This is a genomic window from Brevundimonas diminuta (assembly GCF_039673845.1).
GTDB classification, from domain to species: Bacteria; Pseudomonadota; Alphaproteobacteria; order Caulobacterales; family Caulobacteraceae; genus Brevundimonas; species Brevundimonas diminuta_E.
In genome coordinates this window covers 45956-65794 of sequence record NZ_JBDJMK010000014.1, presented here as the reverse complement: position 1 = coordinate 65794, position 19839 = coordinate 45956, and the positions used below count along the sequence as shown (strand labels likewise).

At 67.6% G+C, this 19839-nt stretch carries 22 protein-coding genes and 1 riboswitch; of the genes, 10 read left to right on the top strand and 12 right to left on the bottom strand.

What is annotated here, in order from left to right; genetic code table 11:
- Positions 1–50 precede the first annotated feature (50 nt).
- Positions 51–824 (bottom strand): YebC/PmpR family DNA-binding transcriptional regulator, encoded by a 774-nt coding sequence (locus ABE454_RS15285; protein ID WP_346532963.1) that lies wholly within the window; start codon positions 822–824, stop codon positions 51–53.
- Between the two features lie 125 nt (positions 825–949).
- Between ABE454_RS15285 and ABE454_RS15280 the strand changes: the two genes are divergently transcribed.
- Positions 950–1159 carry a hypothetical protein gene (locus ABE454_RS15280; RefSeq protein ID WP_346532962.1) on the top strand — a complete coding sequence of 70 codons (210 nt, stop codon included), beginning with the start codon at positions 950–952 and terminating at the stop codon, positions 1157–1159.
- Positions 1160–1302: 143 nt separating this feature from the next.
- On the opposite strand, the gene ABE454_RS15275 is transcribed toward ABE454_RS15280, so the two are convergent.
- Positions 1303–2148, bottom strand: a complete 846-nt coding sequence (locus tag ABE454_RS15275; protein ID WP_346532961.1) for a ribokinase — start codon at positions 2146–2148, stop codon at positions 1303–1305.
- A complete protein-coding gene (locus tag ABE454_RS15270) occupies positions 2145–3080 on the bottom strand; it encodes a nucleoside hydrolase (protein ID WP_346532960.1) in 936 nt (311 codons plus the stop codon). Before ABE454_RS15270 ends, ABE454_RS15275 begins: the two co-directional genes overlap by 4 nt.
- Before the next feature lie 113 nt (positions 3081–3193).
- Between ABE454_RS15270 and ABE454_RS15265 the strand changes: the two genes are divergently transcribed.
- A complete protein-coding gene (locus ABE454_RS15265; protein WP_346532959.1) occupies positions 3194–3865 on the top strand; it encodes a DsbA family oxidoreductase in 672 nt (223 codons plus the stop codon).
- A 130-nt stretch (positions 3866–3995) separates the two neighbouring features.
- On the opposite strand, the gene ABE454_RS15260 is transcribed toward ABE454_RS15265, so the two are convergent.
- The 5 genes from ABE454_RS15260 to thiC form a co-directional block, all read right to left on the bottom strand.
- The gene (locus ABE454_RS15260; RefSeq protein ID WP_346532958.1) at positions 3996–4823 is read right to left on the bottom strand and encodes a hypothetical protein; all 828 of its coding nucleotides are present in this window, start codon (positions 4821–4823) and stop codon (positions 3996–3998) included.
- A 249-nt stretch (positions 4824–5072) separates the two neighbouring features.
- Positions 5073–5255, bottom strand: coding sequence for a hypothetical protein (locus ABE454_RS15255; RefSeq protein WP_087141208.1), 183 nt, complete (start codon positions 5253–5255; stop codon positions 5073–5075).
- Complete coding sequence (locus ABE454_RS15250) at positions 5252–5758, bottom strand: zeta toxin family protein (protein WP_346532957.1); 507 nt, start codon at positions 5756–5758, stop codon at positions 5252–5254. Before ABE454_RS15250 ends, ABE454_RS15255 begins: the two co-directional genes overlap by 4 nt.
- A 16-nt stretch (positions 5759–5774) precedes the next feature.
- On the bottom strand, positions 5775–6689 hold the full coding sequence (locus ABE454_RS15245; protein ID WP_346532956.1) for a hypothetical protein: 915 nt from the start codon (positions 6687–6689) through the stop codon (positions 5775–5777).
- A 163-nt stretch (positions 6690–6852) separates the two neighbouring features.
- Positions 6853–8763 carry a phosphomethylpyrimidine synthase ThiC gene (gene thiC, locus ABE454_RS15240; protein ID WP_346532955.1) on the bottom strand — a complete coding sequence of 637 codons (1911 nt, stop codon included), beginning with the start codon at positions 8761–8763 and terminating at the stop codon, positions 6853–6855.
- 72 nt (positions 8764–8835) lie between these two features.
- Positions 8836–8945, bottom strand: a riboswitch (TPP riboswitch).
- A 56-nt stretch (positions 8946–9001) separates the two neighbouring features.
- On the opposite strand from thiC, the gene ABE454_RS15235 reads away from it, so the two are divergent.
- From ABE454_RS15235 to ABE454_RS15225, 3 genes are all read left to right on the top strand, one after another.
- Positions 9002–9454 (top strand): GNAT family N-acetyltransferase, encoded by a 453-nt coding sequence (locus ABE454_RS15235; protein WP_346532954.1) that lies wholly within the window; start codon positions 9002–9004, stop codon positions 9452–9454.
- A 225-nt stretch (positions 9455–9679) separates the two neighbouring features.
- A complete protein-coding gene (locus tag ABE454_RS15230; protein WP_346532953.1) occupies positions 9680–10342 on the top strand; it encodes an aspartate/glutamate racemase family protein in 663 nt (220 codons plus the stop codon).
- A gap of 68 nt (positions 10343–10410) precedes the next feature.
- Positions 10411–11757 (top strand): Gfo/Idh/MocA family protein, encoded by a 1347-nt coding sequence (locus ABE454_RS15225; protein ID WP_346532952.1) that lies wholly within the window; start codon positions 10411–10413, stop codon positions 11755–11757.
- Positions 11758–11763: 6 nt separating this feature from the next.
- On the opposite strand, the gene ABE454_RS15220 is transcribed toward ABE454_RS15225, so the two are convergent.
- Complete coding sequence (locus ABE454_RS15220; protein ID WP_346532951.1) at positions 11764–12045, bottom strand: hypothetical protein; 282 nt, start codon at positions 12043–12045, stop codon at positions 11764–11766.
- A gap of 96 nt (positions 12046–12141) precedes the next feature.
- Here ABE454_RS15220 and ABE454_RS15215 point away from each other — a divergent pair, with 96 nt between their 5' ends.
- Both ABE454_RS15215 and ABE454_RS15210 read left to right on the top strand, forming a co-directional pair.
- Positions 12142–12900 (top strand): ribonuclease T2 family protein, encoded by a 759-nt coding sequence (locus tag ABE454_RS15215; protein WP_346532950.1) that lies wholly within the window; start codon positions 12142–12144, stop codon positions 12898–12900.
- Between the two features lie 57 nt (positions 12901–12957).
- Positions 12958–13335 carry a hypothetical protein gene (locus tag ABE454_RS15210; RefSeq protein ID WP_346532949.1) on the top strand — a complete coding sequence of 126 codons (378 nt, stop codon included), beginning with the start codon at positions 12958–12960 and terminating at the stop codon, positions 13333–13335.
- Between the two features lie 13 nt (positions 13336–13348).
- Here the strand turns inward: ABE454_RS15210 and ABE454_RS15205 are convergent, their stop codons facing one another.
- The 3 genes from ABE454_RS15205 to ABE454_RS15195 all read right to left on the bottom strand — a co-directional run bounded on the left by ABE454_RS15205 (position 13349) and on the right by ABE454_RS15195 (position 16271).
- Complete coding sequence (locus ABE454_RS15205; protein WP_346532948.1) at positions 13349–14476, bottom strand: hypothetical protein; 1128 nt, start codon at positions 14474–14476, stop codon at positions 13349–13351.
- Between the two features lie 92 nt (positions 14477–14568).
- Positions 14569–15336, bottom strand: coding sequence for an ABC transporter permease (locus ABE454_RS15200; RefSeq protein ID WP_346532979.1), 768 nt, complete (start codon positions 15334–15336; stop codon positions 14569–14571).
- Complete coding sequence (locus ABE454_RS15195) at positions 15336–16271, bottom strand: ABC transporter ATP-binding protein (RefSeq protein WP_346532947.1); 936 nt, start codon at positions 16269–16271, stop codon at positions 15336–15338. Before ABE454_RS15195 ends, ABE454_RS15200 begins: the two co-directional genes overlap by 1 nt.
- Positions 16272–16526: 255 nt before the next feature.
- On the opposite strand from ABE454_RS15195, the gene ABE454_RS15190 reads away from it, so the two are divergent.
- From ABE454_RS15190 to ABE454_RS15180, 3 genes are all read left to right on the top strand, one after another.
- A complete protein-coding gene (locus ABE454_RS15190; RefSeq protein WP_346532946.1) occupies positions 16527–18326 on the top strand; it encodes a long-chain-acyl-CoA synthetase in 1800 nt (599 codons plus the stop codon).
- A gap of 137 nt (positions 18327–18463) precedes the next feature.
- The gene (gene motA / locus ABE454_RS15185) at positions 18464–19333 is read left to right on the top strand and encodes a flagellar motor stator protein MotA (protein ID WP_346532945.1); all 870 of its coding nucleotides are present in this window, start codon (positions 18464–18466) and stop codon (positions 19331–19333) included.
- 169 nt (positions 19334–19502) lie between these two features.
- Entirely contained in the window at positions 19503–19775 is a 273-nt protein-coding gene (locus ABE454_RS15180) for a hypothetical protein (RefSeq protein WP_346532944.1), read from the top strand.
- Positions 19776–19839 lie beyond the last annotated feature (64 nt).

Below are 19839 nucleotides of genomic sequence, written 5' to 3'. Positions count from 1 at the left end.
CCGGCGCGGCCCTGCATGAAGGCGGCGCCGGGATCAGGTCATGCGCGCGATCAGCCCGCGTATTTGGCCGCGTCTTCGTCCGAGACGTTCTCGTTGGAATAGACCTGCTGCACGTCGTCCTCGGCGTCCAGCGCGTCGAGCAGTTTGAACAGGGTGCCGACCGGGTCGCCCGTCAGGTCGATCTCCGACTGCGGCTTCCACACGACGGCGGTGGACTTGGGATCGCCCAGCACCTTGGACATGGCCTCGGCCACTTCGTTCAGGTCTTCGAAGGCGGTCCAGATGGTGTGGCCCGGCGCGTCCTCATAGATGTCCGGCTTGACCAGATCGCTCTCGACGTCCTGGGCGCCCGCCTCGATGGCGGCCTCCATGACGGCGTCTTCGGTGCCGGCTTCGGCCGGATAGTCGATCTTGCCGACGCGATCCCACATGAAGGTGACCGAGCCCGATTCGCCCAGCGCCCCGCCGTTCTTGGCGAAGGCCGAACGCACGCCAGAGGCGGCGCGGTTGCGGTTGTCGGTCAGGACCTCGACGATGACCTGAACCCCGCCGGGGCCGCGGCCCTCATAGCGGATTTCCTCCATCGCATCGACTTCGCCGCCCGAGGCCTTCTTGATGGCGCGCTCGATGTTTTCCTTCGGCATCGATTCGGCCTTGGCGTTGTTCACCGCCAGACGCAGACGCGGGTTCATCGCCGGGTCGGGCATGCCCGACTTGGCCGCCACGGTGATTTCCCGTGACAGACGCGAAAAGAGCTTGGAGCGCACGGCATCGGCGCGCCCCTTGCGGTGCATGATGTTCTTGAATTTCGAATGGCCGGCCATGGTCTCACCCGACAGGAATTTGTAAGTTGGGGCTGGTCCTTTAATGGACAGGCTCCCTTCTGTCACCTGATGGGAACCGCCCGAACGCGCCGGGGATTATGCGCAGGCAAGAATTGGAGACGCCGATGGCCGCCGCCGACGACACCTATCTGGACGACGCCTATGACGAAGGCATCGACCACGCCAACGCCGGCGAGATCGTCCAGTGGTACGCAAAGCGCCCCGTGACGGTGTCCACCGCCGCCGCGACCAGCTCCCTCGTCGGCGCCTTCGCGCTGGGGGTTCTGACCACCGTGGGCGCCCTGACGATCATGCGTCTGTACGACCGCGACTGAACTGCGCGTCTCGCCCTCCCCGTCCCGGGGAAGGAGGGGGCGACTAGGGCGTGCGCCTGAATGGCCAAGTCCTCCCCACTCGGTCTCCGCTTCGCTGCGACCACCCTCCCCGGGACGGGGAGGGAGAGGCGTCGCGATTGGGGCTAGCCTGCCATCAGAGCCTCGACCTCGGCGCGGTCACCTAGCGACGGTTGCGCCCCCGGCCGGGTCGCCGCCAGCGCCCCGGCGGCGCAGGCGAAGCGCAAGGCGGCCTCCGGCGCCATGCCCTCCAGCAGAGCCAGAGTGATCGCCCCGACGAAGGCGTCGCCCGCCCCCACCGCGTCCACAGCCTCGATCCGCGGCGGCGTCGCCCACGCCATTTCCACGCCGCGCCGATACATGGCTGCGCCGCGCGCGCCCTTGGTCACGGCCACCATGCCCCCGCCCATGTGCAGGGCGTCGCCGTAGAAGGCGGCCTCCGTCTCATTGACCACCAGCAGGTCGGCCCGGCGCAGCAAGGCCTCCGACACCGGGGCGGCGGGCGCCAGATTCACGCAGACGAAGTCCGTCGCCCGGCCCACCGCCGCCTCCACCGTCTCGATCGGCAGCTCCAGCTGGGCGATCAGCGGCGTCTCGATCCGGGCGGGCAGCTGCTCCGGCGTGACGAGGTGATTGGCCCCGGCGGCCACGGTGATCTGGTTCTCGCCGGTCGGGTCGACAGTGATCAGGGCCACGCCGGTCGGAGCGGCGAGGTCCGTCTCCACCCCCGACAGGTCGACGCCGTGCGCCAGCATCAGAGCCACCGCCGCGCCCGACATCTCATCGTCGCCGACGCGCCCGATCACGCTGACCTCGGCGCCCAGCCTGCGCGCAGCCAGAGCCTGATTGGCGCCCTTGCCGCCGGGGTGGCGCGACAGGGTCGCCCCCGTCACCGTCTCGCCCGGCGCAGGCAGGGACGCCGCCGCCGCCACAATATCCAGATTGATCGAGCCGACGACGGTGATCCTCATGCGCCTTCTCCCAGCCTCTCGGTAATCAGGGCGAAGACCCCGGCCGCGTCGGCCTTCGTCGCCCAGAAATGGTTCGCGCCCGCCGCCTCGACGCGGAACTCGACCGCCGTGTGGCCGCGGGTCAGGTCGCTGTCCGTCTCCACCGCGATGCGGCAGGGCGTCAGCTCGAACAGCTCCGGCTTCAACAGCCAGGCGACGGTGCAGGGGTCGTGCAGCGGCCCTGCGTCCCAGCCCACAATCCGCCGCTCCACCCGCTGGGAGAAGCGCAGCATGGCCGCCGCCGTGCTGGCCGAGGCCGTGGGCAGGGCCTCGATCGCCGCGATCCTACCTTCCGTCGCCCGCACCTGATGGGTGGCGTCCAACCCCATGACGATCATGCGGCAGCCCGAAGCGAAGACCTCGGCCGCCGCGTCCGGGTCGGCCCAGATGTTGAACTCGGCCGAGGCGGTGATGTTGCCGCCCTCCGAACGCGCCCCGCCCATGACCACGACCGGCCCCAGACGCGCCGCCAGCGCCGGCTCGGCCCGCATGGCCAGCGCCAGATTGGTCATCGGCCCCATGACGGCCAGCGCCACGGAGCCCGCAGGCCGCGCCATGACCAGCCGCACGATGGCCTCAGCCGCCGCACCCTCGGCTACAGGCGCGGCGGGCTCGAACGGGGTCAGGTCGCCCAGCCCCTCGGCCCCGTGGAACGCGCCCGCCCCGGCCGGGTCGCGGCGCAGAGGGCGGTCCGCCCCCGCGAACACCGGCACGTCCTCGCGCCCGGCGATCTGGCGCAGGATGCGGGCGTTGCGCGCGGTCTTTTCGGCGCTGACATTGCCGCCGACCGTGGTCACGGCCAGCAGGTCGAGGTCATCAGAGGCGAAGGCGGTCAGCAGCCCCGTGGCGTCATCCACGCCGGGGTCGCAATCAATGATCAGGCTCTGTTTCACCGATCCGGTGTGCCGTTTGGCAGGCGCGGAATCAATGCCCGGCGCGCCTTGCCTCCTTCCGCCGCGCGCCCATATGCTTCGTCACACACGCTGTTCCAGAAAGCCCCGCCGCCATGACCGACGCCGCCCCGCTCAAGCCGCTGAAGATCGACTTCGTCTCCGACGTCATGTGCCCCTGGTGCGCCGTGGGGCTGGGCGGGCTGGAGCAGGCGCTGGAGCGGCTCCAGGGCGAAGGGATCGCCGCCGACATCGCCTTCCAGCCGTTCGAGCTGAACCCCGACATCGCCCCCGAGGGCGAGAACATGGGCGAGCACCTGGCCCGCAAATACGGCTCCACCCCCGAACAGTCGGCCGCCAACCGCGCCGCCATCACCGCCCGCGCCGCCGAGGTTGGGGTCGAGATGAACTTCCGCGACGACAGCCGCATGTGGAACACCTTCGACGCCCACCGCCTGCTGCACTGGGCCGGGCTGACGGCGCCGGACAAGCAGGCGGCGCTGAAACACGCCCTGTTCGGCGCCCACTTCACGCAAGGCCGCAACGTCTCGGACGCGGGCGTCCTGACCGAGGCGGCGCAGGCCGCCGGGCTGGACCGCGCCGAGGCCGCCGAGGTGCTGGCGTCCGGCCGCTATATGCAGGAGGTGCGCACGGCGCAGGCTCTGTGGCGCGCGCGCGGCATCACCTCCGTCCCCGCCGTGGTGGTGGAGGACAAATATCTGATCTCCGGCGGCCAGCCGACGCAGGTGTTCGTCAACGCCCTGCGCGAAATCGCGGGCAAGGCGTAGTTTCCTTCTCCCCTTGTGGGAGAAGGTGGACGGCGAAGCCGGACGGATGAGGGGTGTGAGCGCCCCGCTTTCCAATGAGCCCGAGGGAGAGAAGGCGCCTCATGTCGCGCCGACACCCCTCATCCGGCCCTCACGGGCCACCTTCTCCCACAAGGGGAGAAGGATCGGGAAAAACAGAGTCCAATTCGTCTGAATCGTCTGAAATCGCCGCCTCTCCTTCCGGCGTCAGGCGGGCGCTGAGAACGGCGATGCGGGCCTCGACGGCGCGACGGCCCAGCAGGTCGTCGGGAGCCAGACGGGCGGCGTCGCGGGCGACGGCGGCGACCGCCTTCATGTCGGCTTCCAGCGTGTCGAGGGGGTCTGGTTCAGGCGCAGGCGGCGGGCTTTCAGGCTCGGCGGCGGCCAGCAGGCCCGGGTCGGTCAGCGCGCGCCAGGTGCACAGCCACGACGCCGCCTCGGCCGCCCGGCCGCGCCGCACCGCCCGGTTCAGCCGCATCAGGGCCTGAGCCGCCATCGCCGCCAGATCGGGGGCGTCCGTCGCCGCATCCTCGACCGGATCATCGTCGTCGGGCCACTGATCAGGGTCGCCCGCGTCGCAGCGGCGCCAGCCCTCGCGCGCGGCGCGGGACCGCAGCGTCCCCAGCTTCAGCCCATAGCGGTCGCAGACGGCCTCGGCCGTATCCCCGGCCAGATAGTCGCGCCGCGCCGCCGCCCAGACCGCCTCGGAGCGGACGCGATAGCCGTCCCGCGGCGCCGGGTCTTCGTAGTAATGGCCGCGCGGGGCGTCAGCCGTCTCGGCCCGCTCGGCGGTCGAGGGCCGCACATGGTCGGGGATGTAGGTGGTGTCGCCGTACTCGTCCTGCTCCCACCGGCCGGAGGCGATGATGCGCGGCGCCTCCTCATGCCAGTCTTTCTCGGGCCAATCCTTCTCCCGCCCGCCCGAAGCCTGATCGTCCATCGCGCCGCCTCCTGCCTGAAAGGCGGAGGATGGAGGACGGGTGCGTCAGGATCGGACGGGAGAGACCCTCTCCCGGCGGGAGAGGGCTTGAGCCTCCAAGAGCGAAGCGATTGGCGAAGGCGAAAGGGTGTGGGGCTTGTCCTCTCAGTCGGCGTCAGCCGTTGCGCCACGGCTTGCGCCGACTTCAGCCGGGAACCCTCATCCGGCCCTTCGGGCCACCTTCTCCCATCGTGAGAAGGACTGGAGAGGTCAGGCCCGCTTGCGTTTGGGTTCGAGCTTCGGTGCGGGGGCGCCCGTGACCAGACGGCCCTTCCAGCCGGGAGGTGGCAGGAACTTGCCGGACTGCTCCTCGCGGGTGCCGTGCTTGGCCGTCTCGGCGGCGCGGCGCAGAGCCTTCAGGGTGGTTTCGTGATCAAACAGCGGCTTGTTCATCGCGGTCCCCAATCTAGCAGTTCGGGGGTCTCGCCGCCACTGGCGTAGACCTGCCAGCTGTCGGCCAGCGGCTTGTAGACGGCTTCGAGGTAATCGAGGCTGAGCGGATAGCGTCGCCTCAGCGTCTCTTCGGGAATGCCGTGGCCGCCGCGCGCGACCCGGTGCGCGACGCGGGCGATGGAGGCCTCGACCGAGGGCAGACGCAGATAGACCAGTTCAAAGCGGTATCCGGCCGCCTTCCAGTCGCGGATGCGGCGGGCGTGGGTGCGCGTGGCCAGCGTCGTCTCCAGCACCACGTCGGCGCGGGCGTTGGTCAGTTCCTCCAGTCGCTCCAGCACCAGCCGCCCGGCGGCCAGATCACGACCGGGGCCATGCGGCAGGGACCGCGCCACTTCGTCAGGATTGACGAACTGAAACGCCTCGGCCCGTTCGCGCAGGAAGCCGTTGATAAAGGTGGTCTTCCCGGCGCCGTTCGGCCCGGCGAGGAGGACGAGGGTGGGCATTTAGCTGCGCGTCTCCCTAGCTAACTAGGAAGTCAGCAGTCGTTCGCCGAGCGACCATGCTGATTTTGTCAGGAGGGTTTGGGGCGCCGACCAAAACCTCGCCTTTCCAGTTATGCAAACTGAAGCAGCCGCCGGTATGGTGGATTGTACGTGTGCCATCCTCACCTCTTATGGGGGACCGATAGAACACTGCATAAAACACGCGAGGCGTGAGTGCAGGCTTAGCGAAGTTCCGCTTGGACCACGCTTCGTCCCGGCGCTTCAAATCTCGACGAGAAAATTGCAGGTGGTGGGTCACAGGGTGGTCGTCCCCCGGAAAGACCACTTCGCCTCCTTGATGCGCGGCCATTCGCGAACGGAGGAATTCCTGAAACGCGTCTTCAATTTTAGTGAAGCTGTAGTCATCGACGTCAATATCGAACACTACGGCGACATCGAATGCAGGTGATGCGCCGACGTTTCTAAAATTAACCTTGAACGCAAGCTCCATATTCTCCATGGGTTCGACGGCCTCAAGCTTTTGCTGCGACATCCATGGGCGTCTCTCGGCAACAAATTGTTCTTGGGAGGCAATGGCCATCTGAACCGCAGCGTCGCTGCCCTTTTGTGCTTCTTCAACGGCTGCCTCAGTCGCCGTGAGGGTCTTGCGAATATAGAAGATGCCGACGCCAGTCAGGATTAACTGTCCAAATGCCCAGAGCGCCATGAGGATTTGGGCCCAAAGATCATACCAGGGCGACGGCTCGGATTTGCGCGTGTCGCCGCTGGCTTGGCGATTGTTGCCTTGACGCTTTGGTTCAGGTTTCGCCTGAGCGGCTATGATCGTCGTGGGCTGCTGAAGGCCCTTCTCTGCGGCTTTGGCTGGTGGTTGATAGGGGACGATTCGCTGTGGCGCGGCCGCACCTCCTAAAGCTACCGCCCCGACAACCACGCATGCTGATAGTATTATTCGTCCCATGAACCCGATCTAGAGATCGGAATTCAAGGATATGCAACAGCACAGTTGTCTATTCGGGATGGTTGCTGAGACGCTTTGCGTCGGGGCGAAGTCCGCTGCCTCGCCCCGACGGAATAGTATTGGCAGATTTGAAACCCTACACCTTCACCTCAATCTCCCCGCCCCCCGCTCTGAACTTCGCGCTCATCTCGGCCATGCCCGCCTCGGCGTCCGTCAGGCTGGCGCCCGCGTCGTTCTGGGCCTTGGCGGCGTCGCGGATGTCCTGGCTGATCTTCATGCTGCAGAACTTGGGGCCGCACATGGAGCAGAAGTGGGCCGTCTTGTGCGCCTCCTTCGGCAGGGTCTCGTCGTGGAATTTGCGGGCGGTCTCGGGGTCCAGGGAGAGGTTGAACTGGTCCTCCCAGCGGAACTCGAAGCGGGCGCGGCTGAGGGCGTCGTCGTGGGCGCGGGCGCCGGGGTGGCCCTTGGCCAGGTCGGCGGCGTGGGCGGCGATCTTGTAGGTGATGACGCCGTCCTTGACGTCCTGACGGTCGGGCAGGCCCAGATGCTCCTTGGGCGTGACGTAGCAGAGCATGGCCGTGCCGAACCAGCCGATCATGGCCGCGCCGATGGCGCTGGTGATGTGGTCATAGCCGGGGGCGATGTCGGTGGTCAGCGGGCCAAGCGTATAGAAGGGCGCCTCGTGGCAGTGCTTGAGCTGCTCGTCCATGTTGGCCTTGATCTTGTGCATCGGCACGTGGCCGGGGCCTTCGATCATGACCTGACAGCCCTTGGCCCAGGCGATCTTGGTCAGTTCGCCGAGGGTGCGCAGTTCGGCGAACTGGGCCTCGTCGTTGGCGTCGGCGATGGAGCCGGGGCGCAGGCCGTCGCCGAGGCTGAATGAGACATCATAGGCGCGCATGATGTCGCAGATGTCCTCGAAGTGCTCGTAGAGGAAGCTCTCCTTGTGGTGGGACAGGCACCACTTGGCCATGATGGAGCCGCCGCGCGAGACGATGCCCGTCACGCGCCTGGCCGTCAGCGGCACGAAGGGCAGGCGCACGCCCGCGTGGATGGTGAAGTAGTCGACGCCCTGTTCCGCCTGTTCGATCAGGGTGTCGCGGAAGACTTCCCACGTCAGGTCCTCGGCGACGCCGTTCACCTTCTCCAGCGCCTGATAGATGGGCACGGTGCCGATGGGCACGGAGGAGTTGCGGATGATCCAGTCGCGGATGTTGTGGATGTTGCGGCCGGTCGACAGGTCCATGACGTTGTCGGCGCCCCAGCGGGTGGCCCAGACCAGCTTGTCCACCTCGTCATCGACGCTGGAGAGGACGGCCGAGTTGCCGATGTTGGCGTTGATCTTCACCAGGAAGTTGCGGCCGATGATCATCGGCTCGACCTCGGGGTGGTTGATGTTGTGCGGGATGATGGCGCGGCCGCGCGCGATCTCCTGACGGACGAACTCGGGCGTGACGAAGTCGGGGATGGCGGCGCCGAAGTCTTCGCCGTCGCGGATGCAGGGGGCGGTCTGTTCGCGGCGCAGATTCTCGCGGATGGCGACGTATTCCATCTCGGGCGTGATGATGCCGGCCCTGGCGTATTCGTACTGGGTGACGGGGCGGCCCTCGACGCCCTTGAACACCTGATGGTTGGAGACGTCGAAGCGGGGGGCCAGGTGCTTGCCGCTGGCGTGGCCGTTGTCCTCGGGCTTGACCTCGCGCGGGTTCAGGACGGGGGCGATGTCGCCGCGGTCCAGCTGCCAGCTGGATTTGACGCGCGGCAGGCCCTTCTTGATGTCGATGGTCACGGACGGGTCGGTGTAGGGGCCCGACGAGTCGTACATCGTCACCGGCGGCTCATTGGCGCTGGGGTGGACGGCGACTTCGCGGAAGGGGACGCGGATGTCGGGGAAGAGTTCGCCCGCGACATAGACCTTCTGGCTGCCGGTGCGGGGGCCGGTGGGGATGCGGCCGTGTTCGGCGGCGACTTCCTTGCGGGCGGCGGCCAGCGGCAGTTCGACGTTGGGCTCTTCGCGCTCTGCGGCAGGCGTGACTTGGATATTCATTGTGGCGGCCTCTTCAACGAAAGAGGGACCGCCGGCGCGGTTTGAGAGCCTTCGGGCGCCGGACTTCGGGCGTCGAAAGCGGTGAACTCGTCCCTTCGCCGGCATGACCCGGATCAGGTTCGACGGGTCAGAGGAGAAACCTCAATCTCAGCCGCTCGATTGCGACCCCCCGGAGAACGGCGCGACCCTAGCCGCTTTCATCTGTGGGTCAAGCGGGGCGGCGTGCTAGGGGTCGTCCATGTTGACCGCCCGCCCCTATCGCGCCGACGACCGTGAGGCCTGCCTGGCCCTGTTCGACGGCAATACGCCGCGCTTTTTCGACGCCAGCGAGCGCGATGGGTTCGCCGACTATCTGCAAGCAACGGCGTTTGAACACGCCTATCAGGTGATTGAACGCGACGGCCGCGTCGTCGCCTGCGGCGGCCATGCGGTCGAGCCGGACGGGATCAGCGTGGCCCTGTGCTGGGGCATGGTCGACAACGGCCTGCACGGTCAGGGCGTGGGCCGGGCGCTGACCGAAGCGCGGATCGCGGCGGCGCGCGCCACGCCGGGGATCACCCGCGTCATCCTGAACACCAGCCAGCATACGCAAGGGTTCTACGCCCGCTTCGGCTTTGAGACGGTGAAGGTGACGACCGACGGCTATGCGCCCGGCATTGATCGCTGGGACATGGAGCTGACGCTGGATTGAGAGGGAGGGGGCGGCCCGGCTTCTCAGTCGGGGGGGCGTTAAGGCCGGGCCGCCACAGACCTGTCGGGATTGGGGGGGCATCCGACGGGTCCGATAGCACAACCCCTGATCGTGCGGTTGGTTCCGCCGGATTTCGCATGTTAACCCTCTTTACCTGAACGATGATCATTTTCGCCCCCAGCGCCGCCTTTCGCCGTGCTGCGGCGAAGCAGCAGGACAGTAAGCATGAGTCGCATTCTGGGCGTTCTGGGCGGGATGGGACCGGCCGCGACGACAGCCTTTCTGGCGCGGGTGCAGGCGCTGACTCCGGCGGCGGGGGATGAAGACCACATCCGCGTCATCGCCGACATCAATCCCCAGGTGCCCAATCGCCATACGCAGCCGGAAGCGGCGGGGCGGACGCTGGGGCAGATGGCGCAGGGGCTGAAGATGGCCGGGGCGCAGGTGCTGGCCATGCCGTGCAATACGGCCCACGCCCATGCGGACGCCATCCGCGCGGCGGGTCTGCCCTTCATCGACATGATCGCCGAGACAGCGAAAGCCGCACGCGAGACGGGCGCACGGCGGGTTGGAGTGCTGGCCACGCCGGGCGCGGCCCTGCTCTATGAAGAGGCCCTGACCGCCGAGGGGCTTGAAATGGTCCCCCCCTCCCCCGCCGGGCGCGAGCAGTTCATGCAGGTGGTGTTCGGGGTCAAGGCGGGCGATGTCGGCGCGGAACAACGCGCGGCCATGCGCGATCTGGCGCAGGCCCTGATCGCAGCGGGCGCCGGGGCGGTGATCGGCGGCTGCACCGAGGTTCCGCTGTTGCTGGATCAGGATGATGTCAGCGCGCCGCTGATCGACTCGGCCGAGGTGCTGGCGCGGGCCTGCGTGGCGGCGTGCCGTTGAGGCGCTAGGCGCGGCGCCCGGCTTGGCCTAAGCCAGACGGCGACGCCGTTTCAGCAGGAGCCTTCGTCATGGATCGCCGGGCCTTCATCGCCGCCTCGTCCGCCGCTGTCGCCGCCTCGACCCTGGCCGGGCCTGCGCTGGCGCGGAACGACCGTCTGCAGATCGGGATCATCGGCACGGGGCTGAGGGCGCAGAGCCTGATGTCCATCCTGCTGAAGCGCGCCGATGTGGACATCGTCGCCCTGTGCGACATCGAACCGCTGATGATCGCGCGGGCCAAGGGGATGATCGCCGCCGCCGGGAAGCCTGCGCCGCGCGCCTATCAGGGGGCGCCCGATCAGGCCTATCGCGACCTGCTGGCCCATCCGGGGCTGGACGCCGTCATCATCGCCACCCCGTGGGAATGGCACGCCCCCATGGCCATCGCGGCGATGGAGGCGAAGATCCCGGTCGGCTGCGAGGTGGTGGCGGGCGTCAGCCTCCAGGATCACTGGGACGTGCTGGAGGCGCATGAGCGGACCGGCACGCCCTATATGGTGCTGGAGAACGTCTGTTATCGCCGCGACGTTCTGGCGGTGCTGAACATGGTGCGCGCCGGGCTGTTCGGCGAACTGGTCCACCTGCAGGGCGGCTATCAGCACGATCTGCGCGCGGTGAAGTTCAACAGCGGCGATCCGCGCAAGCCCTATGGCGGCGGGGTCGAGTTCGGGCCGAAGGGCTGGTCCGAGGCGCGCTGGCGCACCTGGCATTCGGTCAACCGGAATGGAGAGCTTTACCCCTCACACGGCATCGGGCCGATCGCCAACTGGATCGACCTGAACCGGGGCAACCGGATGACGACGCTGACGGCCTATGCCTCCAAGGCGCGGGGGCTGCACGCCTATGTGGTCGACAACGGCGGGGCGGACCATCCGAACGCCCAGGTCCAGTTCAAGCTGGGCGATGTGGTGACGACCTCGATCGGCTGCGCCAACGGCGAGACGATCCTGCTGCAGCACGACACCAATCTGCCGCGTCCCTATTCGCTGGGCTTCCGGGTGCAGGGGGTGAAGGGGCTGTGGATGGACCTGAACCAGTCGGTCCACATCGAGGGCCGCAGCCCCGAGCACCAGTGGGAGGCGCAGGCGGCCTGGTTCGAGCAATACGACCACCCGCTGTGGAAGGCCCACGCCGAGACCGCGTCCGGATCCGGGCACGGCGGCATGGACTTCTTCGTCATCCACGCCTTCGTCGAGGCGCTGAAGGCCAAGGCGGCGATGCCTTTGGACATCCATGACGCCGTGAGCTGGAGCGCGATCACCCCCCTGTCGGAACAGTCGATCGCGCAGGGCAACCGCACGGTGGACTTCCCCGACTTCACGCGCGGGGCGTGGCGCGAGCGCAGGCCGACCTTCGGCTTCGACGGAGCCTATTGAGGGCGTCTATTCCGGCTTCTTGCCCATCAGGGGCGACAGCAGGCTGTTGACCTCGTCCATCTGGCCGTGCCCCTCGGCGGCGCGGTGTTCAAGCTCGGCCGCGCGGCGTTCCAGGTCGCGGGCGCGTTCGGCGCGGGGGTCGTCGGCCTCGACCGCCGTCAGGGCCGGGCGGCGCGCCTCAAGTTCAGCCAGCAGCTCGTCGAAACGGGCCTGGTTCATGTTCTCTCCCTGCTCGAACAGGGCGATGGCTTCCTCCAGGGCGGTTTCAAAAGCGTCTTGATCAGGCATGGGGCCTCATTCCTCTTATGCTTACGCTTATCAATGGGCGGGGCGCGGAGGCGGTTCCGCCTTGGCCGCCGATCACGCAGGGTTTACGGATGAGCGATGCGCTCCCTGATCGCCGCCTCCGCCCTGATGGTCCTGACGGCCGCCTGCACCGCCTCGCCGCAAGCGGCGCCGGATGAAGCCGAGGTCGCGGGCGCCGTCTGCGACGTGCCGCGCGATCTGCGCCCCGCCCGCCCCTATCGCATCCCGCAGGACGAGGCGGCGCCGGACGTGCCGGTCGCCTTCAACATGCTGGCGGTCAGCTGGTCGCCGCAGGCGTGCCGCACCGGCAAGGACTATCCCGACAGCCGCTATCAGTGCGCCGACAACCAGTTCGGCCTGACGCTGCATGGGCTGTGGCCCAACGGCGCCGACAACAGGCACCCGCGTTACTGCGCCGCGCCCGGCCCGGCCATTCCGGTCGAGACGGTGCGGCGGCATTTCTGCATGACCCCCTCGCCCAGCCTGCAACAGCATGAGTGGGCGGCGCACGGCACCTGCGGCTGGGACAGTCCCGAGGCCTATTTCGCCCAGGCCGCCAGGATGTGGAACGGGCTGAACAAGCCGGACCTTGAGGCCATTCCGGGCCAGCGCCTGACGGCGGGGGCGATCCGCGATGCGTTCGCGGCGGCCAATCCGGGCTTCCCGCGCGAAGGGATCTTCATCGCCAGCACCGACGGATGGTTCCGCGAGGCGCGGCTCTGCTACTCAAAGGACTATCGGCCGATGCGCTGTCCGCGCGGTCTGGGCGCGCCGGACCGGACACGGCTGAAGCTGGCGCCCAGAGGCGCAACGGGCGCGGCGCAAACGGGCGGTTAACCAAAGCGGGACAAGGCTGTTCCGCTGCGATCCGCCGCTGTTCCGTCCGAGGCCGTCATGTCGACCATGCTGACCCAGTCCCGCCGCCGTTCCAGCGATCACTTCATGCCCGAGGACATGGAGCCGCAGGAGCAGCGCCGCCTGCGCGGCCTGCTGGATCAGATCGACTACGCCGCCTATGTGGCCAACCGCGAACTGATCGGCCACGCCCTGAGCCATGTCGACGTGGGCGCCTTTCAGAAGCTGGCCGTACTGACGGCGCAGGCGCGGGCGCGCTGGGCCGCCGAGGCCGTGCGGCTGGCCGACTCCGGCGCTCCGGCGACGCCCGATCAGGTGGCCCGCCTGACCGCGGCGCGCACCGCCTATGAAGAGCTGACCACCGCCTATGACGGCCTGCGCCGCATGGTCGAACGGGGCTATCTGCCGCTGAAATAGCCCCCGGCCTGCGTCAGTCCAGCTTGCGCGGACGCGTGACGATGGGGGCGTTCGGGTCGTTCGGAACCGGACGGGCCTCGGTCGGCGGCGGGCCTTCGACCTGAACCGGCGCCGGAGGCGTGGCCGACGAGACGGCGGGCGGCGTCACCACGACCGGAGCGGGCGCAGGCGTCTGAACGGAAGGCTGCACCGAAGGCGCCTGAGGCGCGGGCGTGGGCTGGGTCTGTGTCGGTGTCTGGGGCCGGGCGGCGGGCGGCGGCGTTGACGGCCGGGTCTGACGCGCGGCTTGCGGCGCCGGTTGAGGACGCGGCGACGCAGAACCGGGTTCAGCAGACGGCGCCGGGGTTTCACGCGCGGGCGCAGCCGCGGCGGGCGGCGGGGTCGCAGTCGCAGCCTCAGCAGGCTCGACCGGAGCAGCGGCGGGCGCGGCCTCGACCGGCGCGGCAGGGGGCGGCGCTTCCGGCTCAGTGCTGTCACGGTCGGCGCGGGTCAACATCCACGCTGCAGCCGCCAGCAGGGCGACAGCAGCGACGCCGATATAGAGCGGCAGACGCGAGCGCGCCGGGCGTTTCGATGTGACGACCGGGGCCGCGTGGACAGCAGACGCCTCGGGCACGGGCGCGGCGGCCGAAGAAGCGATGGCGGGTGCGGCGACTTCAGGCACGACCTCAGACGATGCGGGCGCAGGCGTGACCGCGGGCGTCAGCGCAGGAGCCACGGCAGGCGCGGTCGCCGCCACAGCTTCAGCCGTAATCTGCGGTTCAGGCTGAGGCGCGACTTGCGGCGCGGCTGGCGGCGCCGGGGGCGTCACGGCCTCGGGACGGCGACGCGGGATCATGGAGCCGGCCAGCACGTTCGACGCCGGCGCCGGGCGCGGCGCGCTCAGGGGCTGGCCGGACGGCTGGGGGCGTCCTTGTTGAGGCTGGCCCTGTTGCGGCTGGCCCTTCTGCGGCTGACCGGCCTTTGGGAAGGGCGGCATGGCGTTCAGGCGCGCCATCGCCTCGGAGCGCGGCAGAGGGCCGACGTGGAAGGCGGACTGGGGCGGGCGGCCCCAGGTGATCTGGCCCCGGCGGAAGGGCTCGGGCGGCTGTTCCGGCGTCGGGGCGTCGGTCGGCTGGGGCTTGTCGTCGGCGTCGGACATTCGGTCTCCGGCGCCCGGGCCGGGCGCGCATCAGGTCGAAAAGGCGATAGAGGACGAAACGGTGAGCGTCGAGTTCGGCGCTTTCGTGGCCCTCAGTTCTTCAGACGATAGCCGGTCTTGAAGATCCAGCCCACCACCGCCAGACAGCCGAAGAAGAAGCCCAGCGTCGCCAGAAGACTGATCTGAACGCTGACGTCGCCTACGCCGTAGAAGGCCCAGCGGAAGCCCGAGATCAGATAGACCACCGGGTTGAACAGGGCGACCGTGCGCCAGCCCTCGGGCAGCATGTCGATCGAATAGAAGGCGCCGCCCAGGAAGGTCAGGGGCGTGACGATCAGCATGGGCACGAACTGGAGCTGCTCGAAATTCTGCGCCCAGACCCCGATGATGAAGCCGAACAGGGCGAAGGTGGTCGAGATCAGGATCAGAAAGGCCAGCATCCAGAAGGGGTGCAATATCTCCAGCGGCACGAAGAAGGCCGCCGTCGCCAGAATGATGAGGCCCAGGATCGCCGACTTGGTCGCCGCCGCCCCGACATAGGCCAGGACGATCTCCAGCGGCGAGACAGGCGCGGACAGGATCTCGTAGATCGTGCCCGTGAATTTGGGGAAGTAGATGCCGAAGCTGGCGTTGAAGATCGACTGGGTGAACAGGCTGAGCATGATCAGCCCCGGCACGATGAAGGCGCCGTAGGGGACGCCGTCCACCTCGGTCATGCGGCTGCCGATGGCGCCGCCGAAGACGACGAAATAGAGCGAGGTCGTGATGACCGGCGTCACCAGCGACTGCCACAGGGTGCGAAGGGCGCGCGCCATCTCGAAGCGGTAGATGGCCCAGACTCCGTAACCGTTGAACGCCATCACGCGGCCTCCCGATCCTGATGGACCAGGCCGACGAAGATGTCTTCGAGCGAGCTCTGGCGGGTGCTGAGATCCTTGAAGCCGATGCCGAGGTCCGACAGGCGGCGCATCAGGGACGGGACGCCGGTGCGCTCGGCGTTGGAATCGAAGACGTATTCGATCTCTCCGCCGTCGTTCCTGAGCTCCAGCGGCCAGTCGACCAGTTCGGGCGGCAGGGCGGCCAGCGGCTCCTGCAGGTTGAGGGTCAGGGTCTTGCGGCCCAGCTTCTGCATCAGGTCGGCGGTCTTTTCGACCAGGATGACCTCGCCCTTGAGGATGACGCCGACGCGGTCGGCCATCTCTTCGGCTTCCTCGATGTAGTGGGTGGTCAGGATGATGGTCACGCCCCGGTCCCGAAGCTTGCGCACCAGCGCCCACATGTCCCGGCGCAGCTCGACGTCGACGCCCGCCGTAGGCTCGTCGAGGAACAGGATGTCGGGTTCATGGCTGAGGGCCTTGGCGATCATGACGCGGCGCTTCATCCCGCCGGACAGGGTCATGATCTTGGCGTCCTTCTTGTCCCACAGGGAAAGGTCGCGAAGGATCTGTTCGATGTGGGCCGGGTTCGGCGCCTTGCCGAACAGGCCCCGGCTGAAGGTGACGGTGGCCCAGACCGTCTCCCAGGCGTCAGTCGTCAGCTCCTGCGGCACAAGGCCGATCTTGGTGCGGGCGGCGCGATAGTCGCTCTGGATGTCGTGACCGTCGGCGATGATGGTTCCCGTCGAGGGGGTGACGATGCCACAGACGATGGAGATCATCGTCGTCTTGCCCGCCCCGTTCGGCCCCAAGAGGGCGAAAATCTCGCCCTTTTCAATCTCGAGATCGACGCGCTTCAGGGCCTGATGGCCGGACTTGTAGGTCTTGGTCAGACCCTGAATGGAAATGACGGCTGTCATGGAGCCCTCCCGGCTTCGGCGATCGCAGATAGGCAGGCGCCGGGCCCGGCTCAAGGGCGCCCCTGCGTCAAAATCGCCCCGATGCAGCTTGACCCTGGGGAGGCTTCTATCTTGCCGCAAGGTCAGCGCCGAACACTTTAAGGCCGCTTTTCTTTCGCTCTACACGGTCTGCGCGCCGGTCGACCGGTTGACCCGACGCGGTGCGCCGTCCATCAACCTTAACCAGCGGAATGATCTGGAAGAGGCGGCGTATCCATGGGACTGGCGGCGAATATCCGGCGTGACATCAAGTTCGCTGGGGGGCTGTTCAGGCTTCTGAAGCGCATCAAGCCGATCACCCTCGACAGCGACGTGCTGGCCTGTGACGACATCGAAGAGGCCGTCGACAAGTTCGGCCCCAATATCGCGGTCGAGGACGAGACCCGCAAACTGACCTATCGCGAGTTCGAGGCCCTGGCGAACCGCTACGCCAACTGGGCCAAGAGCCGTAATCTGAAGCGCAGCGACGTCATCGCCCTGGTGATGCACAACCGCGTGGAATACGTCGCGGCCTGGTTCGGCTTTTCCAAGGTCGGGGTGGCCACCGCCCTGATCAACAACAATCTGACCGGCGCGGCCCTGGCCCACTGCCTGACCATTTCGACCGCCTTCAATGTGGTGACGGACGAGGACTGCTGGCAGGCGGTCGAGGATGCGCGCGGCCTGATCGACCGTAATCTGATGATCTGGGTCCACGGTCTGGGCAAGGAAAACGAGACGAACGAGCGCCGCGATCTGGACAACGCCGTGCGCAGCGCCTCGTCCGTGCGGCCCGACCGCTCGCTGCGTCAGGGCATGACCAACAGGGACACGGCGCTTTATATCTATACCTCGGGGACGACCGGCCTGCCCAAGGCGGCGCGGATGCCGCATTCGCGGGTGCGGACCTATATGCGCGCCTTCGCCGGGGCCACGGCCTCGACGCCGAAGGACGCCCTGTTCAACGTCCTGCCGCTGTATCACTCGACCGGGGGGTTGGTCGGCGTCGGATCGGTGCTGCTGAACGGCGGGCGGATGGTGACGCGGCGACGCTTCTCGGCCACCCATTTCTGGCCCGATGTGAAGGCCACGGGCGCGACCATGTTCGTCTATATCGGCGAGCTGTGCCGCTATCTGATCAACAGCCCCGAACACCCGGACGAAAAGGGCCACAAGCTGCGCCTGGCGTTCGGCAACGGCCTGCGCCCCGACGTCTGGCCCGAGTTCCAGAGCCGGTTCCGCATCAAGGACATCCTTGAGTTCTACGGCTCGACCGAGGGCAATGTCTCCCTGTTCAACTTCGACGGCAAGGCGGGCGCCATCGGCCGGGTGCCCAGCTATCTGAAGTCGCAGATCAACATCCGCATCATCGCGCTGGACCCGGAAACGGGCGAACCGCTGCGCGGTCCGGCGGGCCTGTGCGTGCCGGTCGCCGCCGGCGAGACAGGCGAGGCCATCGGCCAGATCGGCACCGACATCCGCCACGACTTCTCGGGCTATGCCGACAAGAAGGCGTCGGAGAAGAAGATCCTGAGCGACGTCTTCAAGAAGGGCGACCGCTGGTTCCGCACGGGCGACCTGATGCGTCAGGATCGCGAGGGCTATATCTACTTCATGGACCGGCTGGGCGACACCTTCCGCTGGAAGGGCGAGAACGTCTCGACCGCCGAGGTCGAACAGCGCCTGTCCGAAGCGCCCGGCGTGCAGGAAGTCATCGCCTATGGCGTCGAGGTTCCGGGTCAGGAAGGCAAGGCGGGCATGGTCGGCCTGGTGCTGGACGAGAAGTTCGACGCCGCCGCCTTCGCCGAATGGACCGACGCGCAGCTGCCGACCTATGCGCGGCCGGTGTTCGTGCGGATGCTGAAGTCGGCCGACACCACCGGGACGTTCAAATACCGCAAGGTCGATCTGGTCGCCGACGGCTTCGACCCGGAAAAGGTCGACGGCCCCATCTGGGTGCGCGGCGGCAAGGCCGGATACCAGAAGCTGACCGCCAAGGCGCGCGAAGCGATCCTGAGCGGCGCGACGCGGCTGTAAGACAAGACCCTCTCCCGCCGGGAGAGGGTCTCTGTTGTTTTTGTGCCGAACCGGGATTCCTGAAACGCGCCCTTAAGCATTAACGACGATAACCGGCGTCCTGAGCCTTTTTCACGTGCAGGACACCCGCGCCCGTCATGTTCCAGATCATCGGCATCGTCCTGCTGTTCGTCATGGTGTTCGGCAGCTTCCTGCTGCACGGCGGCAAGATGGCGACCATCCTCTATTCGCTGCCCTATGAGCTGATGGCCATCTTCGGGGCCGGGATCGCCGCCTTCCTGATCGCCAACAGCATGGGCGTCATCAAGGGCTCGCTGGCCGGTCTGGGCAAATGCTTCGCCGGGCCGAAGTGGAAGAAGCAGGACTACAAGGACCTGCTGGGCCTGCTGTTCCAGCTGACGCGGACGATGAAGTCCAAGGGCGTGATCGCTCTGGAAAGCCACATCGAAAAGCCCGCCGAAAGCGCCATCTTCCAGAAATACCCCAAGGTGCTGAAGGACCACTTCGCCACCGACTTCATCTGCGACACCCTGCGGATGATGACCATGAACCTCGAGGATCCGCACCAGATCGAGGACGCCATGGAAAAGCAGCTGGAAAAGCACCACCACGAGGCGCTGGGTCCCGCGCACGCCCTGCAGACCCTGGCCGACGGCCTGCCTGCGCTGGGCATCGTCGCGGCCGTGCTGGGCATCATCAAGACCATGGGATCGATCACCGAGCCGCCGGAGATTCTGGGCGGCATGATCGGCGGCGCCCTGGTCGGCACATTCCTGGGCGTCTTCCTGGCCTATGGTCTGGTCGGGCCGTTCGCCTCGCGCCTGAAGGCCATCATCGACGAGGAAGCCGCCTATTACCGCATCATCCAGTCGGTGCTGGTGGCCCATCTGCACGGCAATGCGGCGCAGATTTCGGTCGAGATCGGCCGCGGCGACATCCCCTCGGCGGCCCAGCCGTCCTTCCTCGAAATGGAAGAAGCCCTGGCCGGCGCCCCGTCGGACGCCTGATTCCGGCGCCAAACGGCCAGGCTGGAAGCGGTCGGAACGGGCGCAAAGCCTGCTGTCCCGGGGTTCTTCACGAACCCGTGAGAAATCGCTTGCACTTCCGCTCACGAACCCGTTATCTCCCCTCCAGCGAGGTTCATGGTCTCGCTTTACCTTCTGAAGGAAGAAACCTATGCGCATCACCGCTCTGATCGCCGCTTCGGCCGCCGCTCTGGCCCTGGCTGCTTGCCAACCCGCCGCCACCGACAAGGCTGAAGACGCCGCTGCCGACGCGACCGCCGCTGCCGACACCGCTGCCGACGCCGCTGCTACGGCCGACGCCGCCGCCACCGACGCTGCCGCCGCTGCTGGCGAAGCCGCTGGCGAAGCCGCCAAGGCTGACGCCGCTGCTCCGGCTGCCGACGCCGCCGCTCCGGCTGCTGCTCCGGCCGCCCCGGCTGCCTAAGACTTCACAGTCTTAAATCACGGCCTCACGGTCGTGATGGAGAAAGGGATCGTCTTCGGGCGGT